We start from the raw sequence: 16,299 nt of genomic DNA, 5'->3' as shown, positions 1-16,299 counted from the left end.
CGAGATAATTTTTATATTTATTACAGTTCCACGATTTTCCACTGTTATGAACACCAAGAACATTAATACCCATCTTACAGAGATCAGGGATTATTTTAAGGCTGCTATTTCCATTGATTGTGTCATTTTCGGATTCGATGAAGATGTACTGAAGGTATTGCTCATTGAATCGGACCTGAATGAGTTTAAAGGAAAATGGTCGTTGCTGGGAGATATCGTCCGGCCGGACGAAGACCTGGAAGAAGCGGCCTACCGCGTATTGCAGGAACGTACCGGCCTGGAGGACGTGTACATGGAGCAGGTGCAGGCTTTCGGCGCCATCGACCGCCACCCTGCCGGCCGCGTGATCTCCATCGCCTTTTATTCGCTCGTGAACATCGGCCATGTAGAGCTGAAGAAGCATAACAACGACCTGCACTGGCATGCCGTGAAAGATATCAGGCATATGGCGTTCGACCACAAGGAAATACTCGCCACCTGCTACCAGCGTCTGCAGCATAAGGTCATAGAGCAACCCATCGGCTTCAACCTCCTGCCCAAAAAGTTCTCCCTGCGCGAACTGCAGAACCTTTACGAAGCTATCCTGGACGTGAAGCTGGACCGCCGTAACTTCCGCAAGAAGTTCTTTGCGATGGACTACCTGATAGACCTGAACGAAGAAGAACAGGAAGTGCCCCACCGGCCCGCGAGGCTTTACAAGTTCAACCAGGAGAAGTACAGTCAGCGGCAAAAGAAAAGTTTAGGGTTTTAAATTTCCTGCATTTAATACATGGAGAAGATCACCCCCTGCGACCTGCGCTATCCCGATCTTATCCCCGGCAATTTATTTACTACGCCCTGTCCGCGCCGCCGATTCGTAATAGCGGCGAATCCGCGCTATACGATGCGGCTTTTTTTCAGGCCGCCGGTTAATCCGTTGATTTTCAATCCTAACTTTTTTCATCCACCTGAATTTCTGATCAGGATCATAAAAAAATTGGTTTTTAACAAAATTTTAATTAAGATTGTGTAAGATATACACACTAGCATTTCAGGGGTATATTTTGACTGTAGCCAGAGACCAATTCTAAATTGCACAATTCAACTTTTTTTGACAGGGAAAACTCTAAATGATCATACTTACCGCCATTTATTTGAACCGGATGGCAACCATCATATTTTTTGTTTTGCATTTTATCGATTCCACGTTATGAATTAACAGGACCGCTTCCATTTCATCACGATCCTGTTCTCCGGGGCTGACGCAGAAGGATTTTCCTTTTAAGTCAGCCTCTTTTGTTTTTATCTATCTATAAACCGATTGCGGTTGAACAATATCAAAAATTCCCTTCTTATCATGCTACAGCGGCTATTTTCGTAACTTGCGAGAATGTCTTATACACCACAACATAAGGTCCGCATTGTTACGGCGGCCGCTCTATTCGATGGTCACGATGCTGCCATCAACATTATGCGCCGCATTATGCAAAGCACCGGCGCGGAGGTGATCCACCTCGGCCACAACCGTTCCGCCGCCGAGATCGTGGACTGCGCCATCCAGGAAGACGCACAGGGTATCGCGGTAACCTCTTACCAGGGAGGCCACATCGAGTTCTTTAAATATATGTACGACCTCCTCAAAGAAAAAGGCTGTGGCCATATCCGCATCTTCGGCGGCGGCGGCGGCACCATTCTGCCTTCGGAGATCGAAGAGCTGCATGCATACGGCATTACCCGTATTTATTCTCCGGACGACGGCCGCAAATTCGGTCTTGGCGGGATGATAGAAGATGTGGTGAAGCAATGCGATTTCGCTACCGTGCAGGAAGGCGCCTGGAAGCTGGATGCGAAAAACCTGCAGGTAGACGCTTCCCCGGAGATCGCAAAGGCCATTACCTACGCGGAAAACTTCGCGCTGAACGGCCAGTTGGCGGGAATCAAAAAGACCACTAAAGTAACCCCCGTACTGGGCATCACCGGCACCGGCGGCGCAGGCAAAAGCAGCGTGACGGACGAACTGGTGCGCCGCTTCCTCCGGGAATACGATAACCGGACCATCGCCGTGATATCGGTAGACCCCTCCAAAAAGAAAACCGGCGGCGCCCTCCTTGGCGACCGCATCCGGATGAACAGCATCCACCATCCCCGCGCCTACATGCGCTCCCTCGCCACCCGCGAAAGCGACAAAGCCATCAGCCTCCACATCCAGGAAGCGATCGACATTTGCAAAGCCGCGGCATTCGACTTCATCATCCTCGAAACCTCCGGCATCGGGCAAAGCGATACCGCCATTGTGGATTATTGCGACATCGCGCTGTACGTAATGACTCCCGAATACGGCGCCGCATCGCAGCTGGAAAAGATCAACATGCTGGACTACGCCGATGTGATCGCCATTAATAAATTCGATAAAGCCGGTGCGCTCGATGCACTGCACGACGTGCGCAAGCAATATAAACGCAACAACAACCTCTGGGAAGCGAAAGAAGAAGAACTGCCCGTAGTAGGCACCATCGCTTCGCAATTCAACGACCCCGGTGTGAACCAGCTGTTCGACCGCCTGATGCACCGCATCGTGGAGAAAACCGGCGTACATTTCGGGGAGGATCACCCGGACAAACCCGTGTCCGCCACCACCACAAAATCCATGATCATCCCGCCGGCCCGCGTCCGCTACCTCGCGGAGATCACCACGACCATTGAGGAGTACGGCGCATGGGTGAATGAACAGTGCGCCATCGCCACACAATGGTACCAGGTGGAAGGGGCCTTGAAGATCCCCGGCTTAAAACACCCGGAAGACCTGCAGGAGATCAGCCAGCACCTGCAAAGCCAGCTGCATGCGGACTGCCAGGCGCTCATCACCGGATGGCCCGCGTTACAGGAAAAATACACCGCAGACCATTATGAATTCAGGGTGCGGGATAAAGTGATCAAGCTGCCGCTGTACTCGGAAAGCCTCTCCCATTCCCGCATTCCCAAGATATCGCTGCCGCAGTACCAGGACTGGGGCGACATCCTCCGCTGGCAGCTGACCGAAAACCTGCCGGGAGAATTTCCTTACGCTGCGGGCGTGTTCCCGCTGAAGCGCGAAGGCGAAGACCCCACGCGGATGTTCGCGGGAGAAGGGGGGCCGGAGCGGACCAACAAAAGGTTCCACTATGTGTCGCTGGACCAGCCCGCAAAGCGCCTCTCCACGGCGTTCGACAGCGTGACGCTCTATGGCGAGGACCCGGCTTACCGTCCGGATATTTACGGCAAGATCGGCAACTCCGGCGTGAGCATCGCCACGGTAGACGATGCGAAAAAGCTCTACAGCGGCTTCGACCTCTGTGATCCGAAAACCTCCGTGTCCATGACCATCAACGGTCCCGCGCCCATCCTGCTCGCCTTTTTCATGAATGCGGCCATCGACCAGGAATGTGAAAAATATATTGCGGAGCAGGGCCTCACGGAAAAAGTGGACGCCATCATCCGTAAAAAATTTTCCGATCATCCTTTGCCGCATTATAACGGTGGTCTGCCCAATGGCAACAACGGCCTGGGCTTGCGCCTGCTCGGGATTTCCGGCAGCGAAGTGCTGGAGCCGGAAGTATATGAAAGGATAAAGGCCCATGCGCTCAGCACCGTGCGCGGCACCGTGCAGGCGGACATCCTGAAGGAAGACCAGGCGCAGAATACCTGCATCTTCTCTACGGAATTTGCCCTCAAGCTGATGGGTGACGTGCAGGAATATTTCATCGGGCGGAAAGTGCGGAACTTTTACTCCGTCAGCATTTCCGGCTACCACATCGCGGAAGCCGGCGCCAATCCCATCACCCAGCTTGCTTTTACGCTGGCCAACGGTTTCACCTATGTGGAATATTACCTGAGCCGCGGCATGCATATCGATGACTTTGCCCCGAACCTGTCCTTTTTCTTCAGCAACGGCATGGACCCCGAATATGCGGTGATCGGCCGCGTTGCGCGCAGGATCTGGGCCAAAGCGATCAAATACAAGTACAAGGGGAACGACCGCTCGCAAAAGCTGAAATATCACATTCAGACCTCCGGCCGCAGCCTGCATGCGCAGGAGATCGACTTCAACGACATCCGCACCACGCTGCAGGCGCTCTACGCGATCTACGACAACTGCAATTCCCTGCACACGAATGCCTATGATGAAGCCATCACCACGCCCACCGAAGAAAGCGTGCGCCGCGCCATGGCCATCCAGCTGATCATCAACCGTGAACTGGGCACAGCAAAGAACGAAAATCCCAACCAGGGCAGCTTCTTTGTGGAAGAGCTGACAGACCTCGTGGAAGAGGCCGTACTCGCCGAATTCAACCGCATCACGGAACGCGGCGGTGTGCTTGGCGCCATGGAACGCATGTACCAGCGCAACAAGATCCAGGAGGAAAGCCTCTACTATGAATCGCTCAAGCACTCCGGGGAATTCCCGATCATCGGCGTCAACACCTTCCTGAACAAGAACGGCTCCCCGACCATCATCCCGGCGGAAGTGATCCGCTCCACGAAAGAAGAAAAAGAGTTCCAGATCAACACCCTGCAAGCCTTCCAGCAGCGGCATGCGGACCAGTCCGCCGCAAAACTGCAGCACCTGCAGGAAGTAGCGGTGCGGAACGGGAACCTTTTTGAAGAGCTGATGGAAACGGTGAAGTATTGTACGCTGGGGCAGATCACGCATGCGTTGTATGAGGTGGGGGGACAGTATAGGAGGAATATGTAGTATCTTTCGGTCATGCAACCCGCATCAACTTATCAACAACGCATCAGCGTATTCAAAAAGCAACTGGCGCAGACTGAAGCGCACCTCCGGAACCTTAGCGTGGCGAGGCTGGTATGCTTTATCGGCGTACTTTTTTTCGGCTACCAGTATGTTTCATCTTCGTTTATGCTCACCTGGCTATTGATAGCCATGGCGCTGGTCATCGTATTTGTGGCGTCGCTGGTGTTTTACCAGCGGGCGAAAGACCGGCAGGCGCTTGTGCAGGCTTTGCTGGACCTGAATGCGAAAGAGTTGAAAGTGGTCACGCAACATGAAGCGGACTTTGACAATGGAGAAGAGTTTATAGATGATGCGCACGATTTTTCCGGCGACCTGGATGTTTTCGGCCCCTCCTCGCTTTTCCAGCACCTGAACCGCACCGGCACGCGGTCCGGCCGCCAGCATCTTGCGGGAGCGCTGCGGCAGCCTTTGCAGAACGCGGAAGAGGTCCGGGCGATGCAGGCCGCAGTAAAAAAGCTATCAGAACAGATCGATTTTCGCCAGCATTATACGGCGCATGCCCAATTATCGAACGAAGGCAGCGACGATGTGAAAGGCATCCGCCGCTGGCTGGACGCGCCGATGGAATTCCTGCACCGCCGCGTGTTGCTGGTGCTGTGCTGGACGGTTCCCGCGCTGCTGCTGGCGGCCATTGCGTACTATGCTTACAGCGGCGATTACGCTCCGATCATCCTGCTATTGCTCGTCAACTGGTCTATATTATTATTGAACGTCAAAAAGGTGAATGCGCAGCACATGTTGTTGTCCAACAAAGAGAAGCTGCTGCGGAAGTTCGCGACCTTGTTGCTGATGATCAAGCAGGCGGACTGGAAGGGCGTTCCCTGGCTGGAAGCCCGGCAGCGCACGGCTTCGGAGGCGGACAAGGCACTGCATCAGCTGGCGCGGATCAGTAATTTGCTGGACCAGCGCCTGAACCTGCTGGTCGGCTTCTTCCTGAACTCGATCATCCTGTACGACCTGCATTGCGCCTACCGGCTGGAACGCTGGAAATCCACCTACCGCGGCCACGTGGAAGAATGGTTTGATGTGATCGCGCGTATGGAAACGGCGAACAGCCTGGCGACATTTGCGTATAACCATCCCGGCTACACGTACCCCGAGATCAGCGCGCAGCCCGGCGTAAACGGCGCAGCTGTTGGTCATCCGCTGATCCCCGCGGGGGAACGGGTGGCGAATGATTGCAGCATCGGGCAGGGAGAGCAGTTCCATATTATTACCGGTTCCAACATGTCCGGCAAAAGCACTTTCCTGCGAAGCGTTGGCGTGAACTGGCTGCTGGCCATGACCGGCGCGCCGGTATGTGCTTCCCGTTTTTCCTGTTATCCCCTGCGGATCATGACTTCCATGCGCATCCGCGATTCCATCGCCCGGCATACCTCGTACTTCCAGGCCGAGCTGCAGCGGTTGCAGCATATCATCAAAGTGTTGAAAAGCGGGCAGACCGTATTCATTATCCTCGACGAAATATTGAAAGGCACCAATTCGGAAGACAAGCTGGCCGGTTCGCGTGAGCTGATCCGGCATTTCCTCCATTACAGCTGTCTTGGTATGATCGCCACGCACGACCTCGAGCTGGGCGGGCTGGAGCAGGAATACCCGCAGCAGATCCGCAATTACTGCTTTGAAAGCAGCCTGGATAACGGGCAGCTGCACTTCGATTACCGCATGCGCCCCGGCATTGCGCGGAACAAGAACGCCACTTTCCTGATGAAGCAAATGGAAATTATTTAATTTGGGCTGTGCTAATTTATTTAGTATTTTTACTAAAATTATTAGTGCAGATGACGATCCCTTTTTCCGAAGAACCCCGGGAAAACCCTTACTATAAAGGTAGAGGCGCGCAGCTTAATCCTAAGAACAGGTACCTGGCGCAGGAATACGCGCAGGAACATGTGGAAGGCATAGACGAGTGGTGGCAGGCCGATACGCCGACGCAGATCTTTGAAGAACGTGCGAAGACCCTGGTTAATAAGGTAGATAGTCCCGATGTAGGCATGTGGTATTCGATGAACCCTTACCAGGGTTGTGAGCACGGATGCATTTATTGTTATGCGCGCAATTCGCATCAGTACTGGGGCTTCAGCGCCGGGCTGGATTTCGAGCGGAAGATCGTGGCAAAGCACAATGCGCCGGAGTTGCTGCGGAAGTTCCTGGATAACAAGAAATGGGTGCCGAAGCCGATCTCGCTTTCCGGCAACACGGACTGTTATCAGCCGCTGGAGCGGAAGATGTGGCTGACGCGGCAATTGCTGGAAGTGGCCTGGGAGTATAAGCAGCCGGTGGGTATCATTACGAAGAATGCGCTGGTATTGCGCGATAAATATATCCTGCAGAAGATGGCGGAGCATAACCTGGTGTGTGTGTTCGTATCGCTGACCACCATGCAGGAAGATCTCCGGCAGAAGATGGAGCCACGGACAACTACCGCCACACAGCGTTTGCGCATATTGCGGGAACTGAGCGAGCTGGGTGTGCCCGTGGGGGTGATGACGGCGCCGATCATCCCCGGCCTGAACGATCATGAAATACCGCGGCTGCTGGAAGCGGCGGCGGAGCAGGGCGCGAAGTTCGCCGGCTATACGGTGGTGCGGCTCAATGATGCGGTGAAGATCATCTTTAACGACTGGCTGTACAAGAACTTCCCGGACCGGGCGGACAAAGTATGGCATATGATAGAAAGCATGCATGGCGGGCAGGTGAATGACAGCGATTTCGGCCGGCGCATGCGCGGCGATGGCAATATCGCGGAAATAATCAGGCAGCAGTTCAGGGTACAGGCGAAACGGACAGGGCTGAACCAGGAGCGGTTCGAGTTCAATACCAGCTTGTTCCAGCGGCCGCAGAGCCAGTTGAGATTGTTTTAAAGGACGAACACTGTTTGAAGGTCCGGATACGATGATCCGGGATGACGAATGCGGTTTATAAAAAAAATGCAGAAGAAACAATTTTTTAACCAAAAAAATTGTGACAGGAGAAAAATACTTTTTACTTTTGCATTAGTAAAACAAAACTGAAAGCAGTGTCACGCAATTGTACATATAAGGTAATGGTCTCTAAACGCATGCAGAAGCACGCGAAGAGGCTGGTTGCGGGCAGTTATAACTGGAAATAACAGAAGTTATCTAAGATATAACAGAGGTCCCGCAGGAAATGCGGGGCCTTTTTTGTTTTGGTGATGTAATGAAGAAGGAACTGACAAACATAGTATCTGTAGAGAAGCAATGCATGGCAAAAGCGCCAGGGGGAAAGTGTATGTGGCACAGTCCCGGCGGAGAAGGTATGTTATGATGTAAACGATAAGAACGTTAACGTTATATGGCCCGGTCCGCAAGCAAAGCGCGCCGGGCTTTTTATTTAACCTGGCCTGTAAAAGGGTCTGTGGAAAATGAACAATATGAACATCTATATATAAACATGGTAACCGCTTTTGTGAAAAAAGTGATTGCCCCAAAAACAAGAGCAATGAGAAACGTAGTACAATTCGTAAGAGAGGCCCTGGTAAACAACTTCCGGGAACTGGACCGCTGGTTCCAGCTGGATGAGGATCTGCTGCACTTCAAACCTTCACCGGAACAATGGAACATTCGTGAGGTACTGGAACACATCAGCCTGACCAACTACTTCCTCTTACTCATTATCAATAAAGGCACCCGCAGGGCGCTGGCGCGTAAGCTGGATGGCCTCATCCTGATGGCGCCGCATGACTATGAAGAAAAATTCAGGCAGATAGAAACAGTCAGCAGCAAGTCTTTCGGATGGGTGAACCCCGAGCACCTGGAACCCACCGGCATCAGGGATATGGAAGAAGTGAGGGCCCTGCTCAAGCAGCAGTTCGCGCAGTGCATGTATAACCTGAGCCTGCTCAAGAACGGCGAAGGCCGGCTGGTGAAAACGATGATGACGGTAAACGACCTTGGCAAGCTGGATATCTATCAATATATCTACTTCCTTACCCGCCACATCGCCAGGCACCAGTCGCAGATGCTGGAGCTGCGCGAACAGTTTGAGGACAGCGAAGTGCTGATATAAAACAATTCAATTACACAAACAGGCAAAGCCCGGCTGTGTAAGCCGGGCTTTTAAATTTTGAACAGATGGCACCGTAAGGTTCCATCTGACCACAAAAAAAACAGAACAGATGAAACGGACAAAAAGACCTGCCTATATCGATACCCGCAAAGGCCGCCTCGCGGCATTATCCAACATATACCACGTGCGGTACGACGGGCAATACGATGACAACGGCGGCAGATTGCTGCTGGCCCTCCTGCCTCATGGGGCGGACCGGCAAAAAGGTAAGCAGCACAGAAAGGAACAGAATTTGAAGATGAACAATGGCTGACATGTTCAGCCATTTGATAACAACAACATGGCAAAGTTAAAATTGCGGGGTAAAGACCTCCGGAACATCGGGTTCCCGGAATCCCCCGTCATCAGTGTGGCCATCACCGTGATGGAGCAGCACTATAAACATCATTCACAAAACGATGCACTGGCTCTGCTGCAGAAAGTGCTGCAGGAACCGGAAGCCTACCGTGAAGACGAACACCTCGGAAAGATCGCGGAGAAGCTGATCGTGGAAGAATCAAAGGAGATCGCCTTAAATGAAGCGCCGGCAGACTATGCCGTATACGGAAAGGAATTTATAGACGAAGGCGCTATCAGCCAGATGAATTACGCCATGCGCCTGCCCGTGACCGCCGCCGGCGCATTGATGCCGGATGCCCACCAGGGTTATGGCCTGCCGATCGGCGGCGTGCTCGCCGTGAGGAATGCGGTGATCCCCTACGGCGTAGGTGTTGACATCGGCTGCCGGATGTGCCTGAGCATCCTGGACATCCCGCAGGAACAGCTGGAAAAGAACGCCTCCGTATTCAAGCGCGAGCTGATCGCCGGCACGGTGTTCGGCGCCGGCGCTGAATGGAAGCCCCGGCTGGAAGACGAAGTGCTGGAACATCCTGCCTTCAGCGAGATCGGGTTGCTGAAGCACCTGCATCAGAAAGCGGCCGCGCAGCTGAGCACCTCCGGTTCCGGTAACCACTTTGTGGAATGGGGACTGGTGGACATTACCGATGCTGACAACGAATGGGCGCTGCCGCCCGGCCGGTATATCGGTTTGTTGTCGCATTCCGGTTCCCGTGGCCTGGGCGCCCAGATCGCGGGGCATTATACCAAAGTGGCGCGCGAGATCACGCCGCTGCCACGGGAAGTGCAGCACCTCGCCTGGTTAGAACTGGACAGCGAAGCAGGACAGGAATACTGGCTGGCTATGAACCTCGCCGGAGATTACGCCTCTGCCTGTCACCACCAGATCCATAAAAGACTGGTCCGGGCCGTAGGCGGACAACTGCTGGCGAGGGTAGAGAACCACCACAATTTCGCCTGGAAGGAAACGCATGGCGGAGAAGAGCTGGTGGTACACCGGAAGGGCGCTACGCCGGCAGGCAAAGGTGTACTCGGTGTGATACCAGGGTCTATGACCGCACCGGGTTTCATTGTGCGCGGCCGTGGTGAAGCGGCATCGCTGGATTCCGCGTCACATGGCGCCGGGAGGCAGATGAGCCGTTCCAAAGCCACACAGTCCTTTACCGGGCACGAGCTGAACAAGCTCCTGCAGGAGCACAAAGTGAAGCTCATCGGCGGTGGGCTGGACGAAGCCCCCGGCGCTTACAAGGACATCGAAACCGTGATGAAAGCACAGACCGCACTGGTGGACGTGGTGGGCAAGTTCCACCCGAAGATCGTGCGGATGGCGGAAGGCGGGCCGAGAGAAGATTGATGGTCAATCACACCCGGATGTATATCTTCTTTCTATCCATCCACCAACCCAATAACCACAACAACAGCACGTGGAAGATGCCAAACAGGAACGACCCCGTATAATTCCCGAACACCGGCTGAAACACGTGCGTGTACAACCATCCATAAAAATTCTGATCGTTGATGATGATCAGTCCGTATAACCTCACTACCACGCCAGACATCACATAAATGAACAGCGGGTTCTTCCCGAAAACTTCAAAGAAATAGGTACCGGCGCGCGCCTTCCTGATCTCTATGAAGTAGATCATGACAGACAGCAGCAGCGTAGCGATGCCGACCGTATACAGCGTATAGGAGCTGGTCCATATCTTTTTATTGATCGGGAAGGCGACGCCCCAGATCAGGCCCAGCGCCACGAGAATGCTACCTGCCGCCACCAGACGCATGAGCATCGTAGGACTTTGCCGGTTCCGCTGCACGAACCATCCTACCCAATATCCGAGCACCACATTACCCACTGCCGGCAGCGTGCTCAGCAGTCCCTCTGGCTCAAAGGCAAGCCCTTCGCCGTGGTACATATGATTTTCTCCCAGTATCATCTTATCGATCTGCAAGCCGATGTGCCCTTCCAGACTGTAGGGATCGCTGCCGCCGAAAGCCCACAATACCGCCCAGTACCCCAGCAGCAGCACGCCCGTGGCGATCAGCGCGCCCTTCGGCTTCAAATAATGGATCAGTAGGGCGCCGATACCATAACAGAGCGCGATGCGCTGCAATACGCCCATAATGCGCAGGTTAGCGGGACTTTTGAATACCAGCTCACCCGCTTCATCATACTTCACGAAGGGAAACCAGCCCAGGAGGATGCCGATGAGAAAAATGAGGGCCGTGCGTTTGAAGATCTTTCCTAAAACCTCCGCGTTGCTCATCGTGCTGAACTTCTTCATGGCAAAGCTCATGGCATTGCCAACGGCGAAAAGGAAGAAGGGAAAGACAAGATCGGTGGGCGTACAGCCGTCCCATTTAGCATGTTGGAGCGGCTCCCATACGTAGCGCCAGCTGCCGGGCGTGTTCACCAGGATCATGCAAGCCACCGTCAGCCCCCGGAAAACATCGAGCGAAAGGAAACGTTGATTTTGGTTCATATAGTAAGGTTCGGGTTTATAGATAAAGCTAATGATAATTCAGCGGGAATAATAGCGGTGGCGGGACTTGTTAATGGGACTTCAAACCCGCCGGACTTTTGTTAAAGTTCACCGCCGGATGCCGGGTATGCATTAAATTGAAAAACAATCAAAAACATCCTGTTTTATGGCAAAGCAAGCGGGACCTGTGTATTACACGGGCACAATCGGCATGGTCTGTTTTTACAAGATGCAGGGGAAATATTATGCGCGCCTGAAAAGCTCGCTGACCGGCCGGCGTGTGAAAAAAGACCCGGCCTTCCACCGCACGATGGAGAATGCGCACATACTCGGTGAAGCGTCCCGCATCGCTGCCGCGGTATACCGGTCCGTCGCCGCCAGTGAAAAGAGCCAGGCGCTTTACCGCAGGATGACCGGCATCGCCATGCGGATGCTGCAACAGAAAATAAACCCCATGAAAGTGCTGGCGGCGCTGGAAGTACAGTTCCTCTCAGCCGTTGACCCCATCGAGACCGGCACCCTTTGCGTAAATGAAGAAGGCGTACTGCAGCCTATCAAGGTAGATTGGCCGCCGAATGAGGATTAAGAAGCCATTTCGCTCAGTTCCAGCCACCGCATCCCTTTATCGTCCAGCAGCTGCATCACCTCGCCGATCCGGCGGGAAGCGCTTTCCAGCTGATCGTAAGGGAGGGAGCCGTCCGCCAGCTGGGCATCCAGCTGTTTCTTTTCGTTTTCCAGCGATTCGATCTCCTTTTCCAGGAGTTCCAGCTCGCGTTTTTCCTTGAAGGACATTTTTCGGGCTTTATTTTCGGGCTCTTTCGTCTTTTCTTCGACCACCACTTCCGGCGCTTTGATCTTTTCCTGGTCTTTTTCCCATTCGCGGTACTGGCTGTAGTTACCGGGGAAGTCGCGCACTTCGCCATCGCCCTCGAAAACAAAAAGGTGATCCACCAGTTTGTCCATGAAATACCGGTCGTGGCTCACGATGATGATGCAGCCCTGGTAGTTCTGAAGGAATTCTTCGAGGATGTTCAGCGTGGGGAGGTCGAGGTCGTTCGTGGGCTCGTCCAGCACCAGGAAGTTGGGATTGCGGAAGAGGATGGACAGCAGGTGGAGCCGGCGTTTTTCCCCGCCGCTGAGCTTCGAGATGTATGTGTATTGCTTTTCAGGGGTGAAGAGGAAGAGCTGGAGGAACTGCGCGGCGCTGACCTTGGTGCCGTCCGCCAGCGGGAAGTTCTCCGCGATGTTCTTCACAAATTCGATCACCCGCATGTCTTCCTTTACGACCAGGCCCTGCTGGGAATAGTTGCCGAACACCACTGTGTCGCCCACGTTGATCTTGCCGGAATCCGCTTTTTCGGTGCCCAGGAGCAGGTTGAGGAAGGTGGATTTGCCCACCCCGTTCCTGCCCACCACCCCGATGCGCTCGCCTTTTTTGAAAGTATAATCGAAGCCTTTGAGGATGGTGAGGTTGCCGTATGCCTTGTAAACTTTTTTCAGCTCGAGGATCTTGCCGCCGAGGCGGGTCATTTTTACGTTCAGTTCCAGCTGCTGCTGCTCGATGCGTTTGGCGGCGCGCTCTTTTACTTCATAAAACGCGTCCTGCCGGGATTTGGACTTGGTGGTACGGGCCTTGGGCTGCTTGCGCATCCATTCCAGCTCCTTGCGGTACTGGTTGCGCGCCTTTTCGGTGCTGGCCTTGTCCGACTCCTCGCGGGCGGCTTTTCTTTCGAGGTAGTTCTCGTAATCGCCTTTATAGATGTAGAGGGTGTTATCGTCCAGCTCCATGATCTCGTTGCAGACGCTGTCCAGGAAATACCGGTCATGCGTCACGAGCAGGAGGGTCACATTTTCCTGGTCGAGGTAGTTTTCCAGCCATTCGATCATGCTCACGTCCAGGTGGTTGGTCGGTTCGTCCATGATCAGAAGGGTATGTTTGTGCTCGAAGCCGATGTCTATCAGCACTTTTGCCAGCGCCACGCGCTTCTGCTGCCCACCTGAAAGCGTGCCCACGGGCTGGTCCAGGTGATGAATGTTCAGTTTTCCGAGGATCTGCTTCACTTTGGCGTCGAAGTGCCAGGCGTTAAGCTCGTCCATTTTCGCGATGGCGTTGGTGAGGGCGGTAGCGTCCGGCTCGGCGCCGTTATCGGTCAGATGTTCGTATTCCTTGATGGCGTTGAGGATGGGGTGGTCGTGGTCGAAGATGTTCTCCAGCACGGATTTATGCGGTTTGAAGTCCGCCGCCTGTTCGAGCATTACGACAGTGACATCCTTGTGTATCCAGACTTTGCCTTCGTCCGCGGATTCCTTGCCGCAGAGGATCTTAAGGAGGGTAGATTTGCCGGTGCCGTTGAGGGCAACGAGGGCGATCTTGTCGCCTTCTTCGATATGGAAAGAGATATTTTCAAAAAGCGGGGTGACGCCGTATGATTTGGTGAGCCCCTCGACCGTTACGTAGTGCATGGTGCGAAGTTAAACATCCTTGTTGGGATATAGGATTTCTGGATAAGAATTCGTACATTCATACAGTGAAAGCCACAACAGCAGTAGGTTCTACCGATAGTAAGGATATACGAATCAAGCTGTGCTTCCTGTGAGAATTGAAAGGCCGGGTAAGAAAAGGGATGCACTTTTCCCCGAGTAATCTGCCTCCCCATGTCGGCCTTTATCCATTAGAAGCGATCTTGTGTTTGTATCCCCTTATTGGAAAGATAAAAAGCCTCCCGGTTTTGGGAGGCTTTAATTTTTTTGCGAGTAGATAGCATAGGGATCGATTGTTTATTTCGCTTTCTCGATCTTTTTCATCAGCCATGCGAAGGAGAAGCAGGCGGTGAAAACGAGGGCGATAGTCCCTAAGTTTAAGAGAAGCCCAGCCATAGTAAATGCAGTTAAAAAGTACAGATTAAATTTCGGATAATTGTAGGAAATACACGTGGGAATTTTCGTGTGATTTTTGGCGGGGGATTTTATTGTTGTTTGGAGGTTTTGTGGGAGGAGCTTGAAAGAAAAAATCCCCCGGTTGGTGGAGGATTTTAATTTATTAAAAATCGTAATAGAATTGTCGGAAGGTGCTTCTTAATCCGAAGGAGAAGATAAATTCTCTCCTTGTTTCAAGTTCATTCTTTTCCTGGCGCGCTGCGGCGGAGAGTTCCAGGCGGAGATTGTATTTGGGATTCAGTACAAAAGCCAGAGTTCCCTGGCCGTAGAAGAAATCAGTTTTCAGACCCTGACCAATTCTGTTATCGTATTCTCCTTTGCGATCCGTGTAGGGTTTAAAGATGTCTTGCCCGTAGCTGGTGGTCTGATCGTAATCCAGACCGTAATTGGCGAAGGTGAGCTGACCTCTTACATACCACCTTTTATACGTATAGGAAGCGATGCCCAATAACTCTTTGAAATTGGCGCCCATTGGATGTGCGAGCGATTGATTATAATGAGCGTAGTTGGTTCGTGTATTGCTATAGGAATAGGTATAAGGGCGTGAGATATTGAACTCTCCCTGCAGGTCCAGTTTCGGAACTTTGAACAGATCAAATGAGCGGAACCCCAACTGCGTAGACCACTTATTGCCCCACCATCCTTCGCTGCTGAGCATTTCTTTGATCTTGAACTCATCGATCATGAACTGGCCGTAGAGCGTTGTTTTCGGAACCAGTTTATATTTAACGTTCAGGCCCAGCATGGAGTTATCGGATGAGCCGGCGGAATACTCTGCGGGGCGGAGGAAAATGATGGGGTTCATGTAGCTCCAGTCGAATCCTCGTTTGCGGCCGGCGGTGTCGGTGTCCGGCCAGATGACGGCATCGTATACACCGATGGTGAGCTTTTTTGATACATTCCAGTCGAGGAAGTGGAAGACACCCCATTTTTTGGGATAACCGATACCTTCGTAGGCTTGACCGAAGGAGAGGCCTTGCTGGTCAATGAACTGGGCCCACATGGAGGTGTATTGGAATTGTCCCAGAGTGCCTGTTATTCGCAGATAGGGATAACTGAAGCCGATGTCTGATAAAATGAGCGAGCGGTAGCCGTCGCCGAAGGAGTTGGTTCCGTATCCCAGTGTGAAGTTCAGGTATTTGCTGGGGGTGTAGGAAAGCAAAGCGTTAACGTAGGCGAAGTCGTATGCTTTGCCGATTTTGTCGTTGTATTTGATTTCTCCCTGTCCGGGGATCACTCTTCTTTTTGCAACGAAGCTATCTATGTATGCAGGGAATACACCCTGGTTCTCGTAGAAGGAGCTTTCGAAATAGAATTTCTTGCCGATGTTGGCTTGAATGCGGGCGCCGCGGGTGTTCAGCCAGAGGGTTTTGTCTCGGTTGCTGCGGCCAACTTGGAAGTCGGGGAGGAAGTCTATGAAGACGTTGAATTCGGGTTCGCGGAATTCGAAGAGATGCTCTTTGAAGAGTTTGCGATGAAACCAGCTTCGCTTGATGCTATCCATCTGCATGTACATGGTGCTTGTATCTTCATGCAAAATGGTTTTGAGCGCGGTATGGTAATTGACGGAATCAAGATATAATTCCCGAATATTTTGAGAATGGTAAGAGGCTATAACGGGTTGTTTTTCTTGGGCCAGGGCGGATACAGTAAACAGAAGAAACCCGGCTATCCATTGAAATT

The 16,299-nt window shown here is 52.8% G+C and carries 12 protein-coding genes; 9 read left to right on the top strand and 3 right to left on the bottom strand.

Annotated features, from left to right (window positions below; translation table 11 throughout):
- Positions 1-46 precede the first annotated feature (46 nt).
- The 8 genes from CCY01nite_RS05390 to CCY01nite_RS05355 all read left to right on the top strand — a co-directional run bounded on the left by CCY01nite_RS05390 (position 47) and on the right by CCY01nite_RS05355 (position 10,550).
- Positions 47-751 carry an NUDIX hydrolase gene (locus CCY01nite_RS05390; RefSeq protein WP_146858522.1) on the top strand — a complete coding sequence of 235 codons (705 nt, stop codon included), beginning with the start codon at positions 47-49 and terminating at the stop codon, positions 749-751.
- A gap of 18 nt (positions 752-769) precedes the next feature.
- Positions 770-1,012, top strand: coding sequence for a hypothetical protein (locus CCY01nite_RS05385; protein WP_146858520.1), 243 nt, complete (start codon positions 770-772; stop codon positions 1,010-1,012).
- Positions 1,013-1,369: 357 nt separating this feature from the next.
- Positions 1,370-4,711: a methylmalonyl-CoA mutase family protein gene (locus CCY01nite_RS05380; protein WP_146858518.1), complete on the top strand. Its 3,342-nt coding sequence runs from the start codon at positions 1,370-1,372 to the stop codon at positions 4,709-4,711.
- A gap of 12 nt (positions 4,712-4,723) precedes the next feature.
- Positions 4,724-6,502: a MutS-related protein gene (locus tag CCY01nite_RS05375; protein WP_146858516.1), complete on the top strand. Its 1,779-nt coding sequence runs from the start codon at positions 4,724-4,726 to the stop codon at positions 6,500-6,502.
- Between the two features lie 50 nt (positions 6,503-6,552).
- Positions 6,553-7,635, top strand: a complete 1,083-nt coding sequence (locus tag CCY01nite_RS05370) for a PA0069 family radical SAM protein (RefSeq protein WP_146858514.1) — start codon at positions 6,553-6,555, stop codon at positions 7,633-7,635.
- A 598-nt stretch (positions 7,636-8,233) separates the two neighbouring features.
- Positions 8,234-8,800 (top strand): DinB family protein, encoded by a 567-nt coding sequence (locus CCY01nite_RS05365; RefSeq protein WP_186830919.1) that lies wholly within the window; start codon positions 8,234-8,236, stop codon positions 8,798-8,800.
- A 109-nt stretch (positions 8,801-8,909) separates the two neighbouring features.
- A complete protein-coding gene (locus tag CCY01nite_RS05360; protein WP_146858510.1) occupies positions 8,910-9,113 on the top strand; it encodes a hypothetical protein in 204 nt (67 codons plus the stop codon).
- 27 nt (positions 9,114-9,140) lie between these two features.
- Positions 9,141-10,550, top strand: coding sequence for an RtcB family protein (locus CCY01nite_RS05355; protein ID WP_146858508.1), 1,410 nt, complete (start codon positions 9,141-9,143; stop codon positions 10,548-10,550).
- 7 nt (positions 10,551-10,557) lie between these two features.
- Here the strand turns inward: CCY01nite_RS05355 and CCY01nite_RS05350 are convergent, their stop codons facing one another.
- A complete protein-coding gene (locus tag CCY01nite_RS05350) occupies positions 10,558-11,679 on the bottom strand; it encodes an acyltransferase family protein (protein ID WP_146858506.1) in 1,122 nt (373 codons plus the stop codon).
- Between the two features lie 166 nt (positions 11,680-11,845).
- Between CCY01nite_RS05350 and CCY01nite_RS05345 the strand changes: the two genes are divergently transcribed.
- Entirely contained in the window at positions 11,846-12,265 is a 420-nt protein-coding gene (locus tag CCY01nite_RS05345) for a hypothetical protein (protein WP_146858504.1), read from the top strand.
- On the opposite strand, the gene CCY01nite_RS05340 is transcribed toward CCY01nite_RS05345, so the two are convergent.
- Positions 12,262-14,142, bottom strand: a complete 1,881-nt coding sequence (locus tag CCY01nite_RS05340) for an ABC-F family ATP-binding cassette domain-containing protein (protein WP_146858502.1) — start codon at positions 14,140-14,142, stop codon at positions 12,262-12,264. The genes CCY01nite_RS05345 and CCY01nite_RS05340 overlap by 4 nt on opposite strands.
- 577 nt (positions 14,143-14,719) lie before the next feature.
- The gene (locus CCY01nite_RS05335) at positions 14,720-16,153 is read right to left on the bottom strand and encodes a capsule assembly Wzi family protein (protein ID WP_146858500.1); all 1,434 of its coding nucleotides are present in this window, start codon (positions 16,151-16,153) and stop codon (positions 14,720-14,722) included.
- Positions 16,154-16,299 lie beyond the last annotated feature (146 nt).

This window comes from Chitinophaga cymbidii (genome assembly GCF_007992715.1).
Lineage (GTDB): Bacteria > Bacteroidota > Bacteroidia > Chitinophagales > Chitinophagaceae > Chitinophaga > Chitinophaga cymbidii.
The sequence above is the reverse complement of the archived record's forward strand: the minus strand, read 5'-3'. Positions and strand labels throughout refer to the sequence as shown.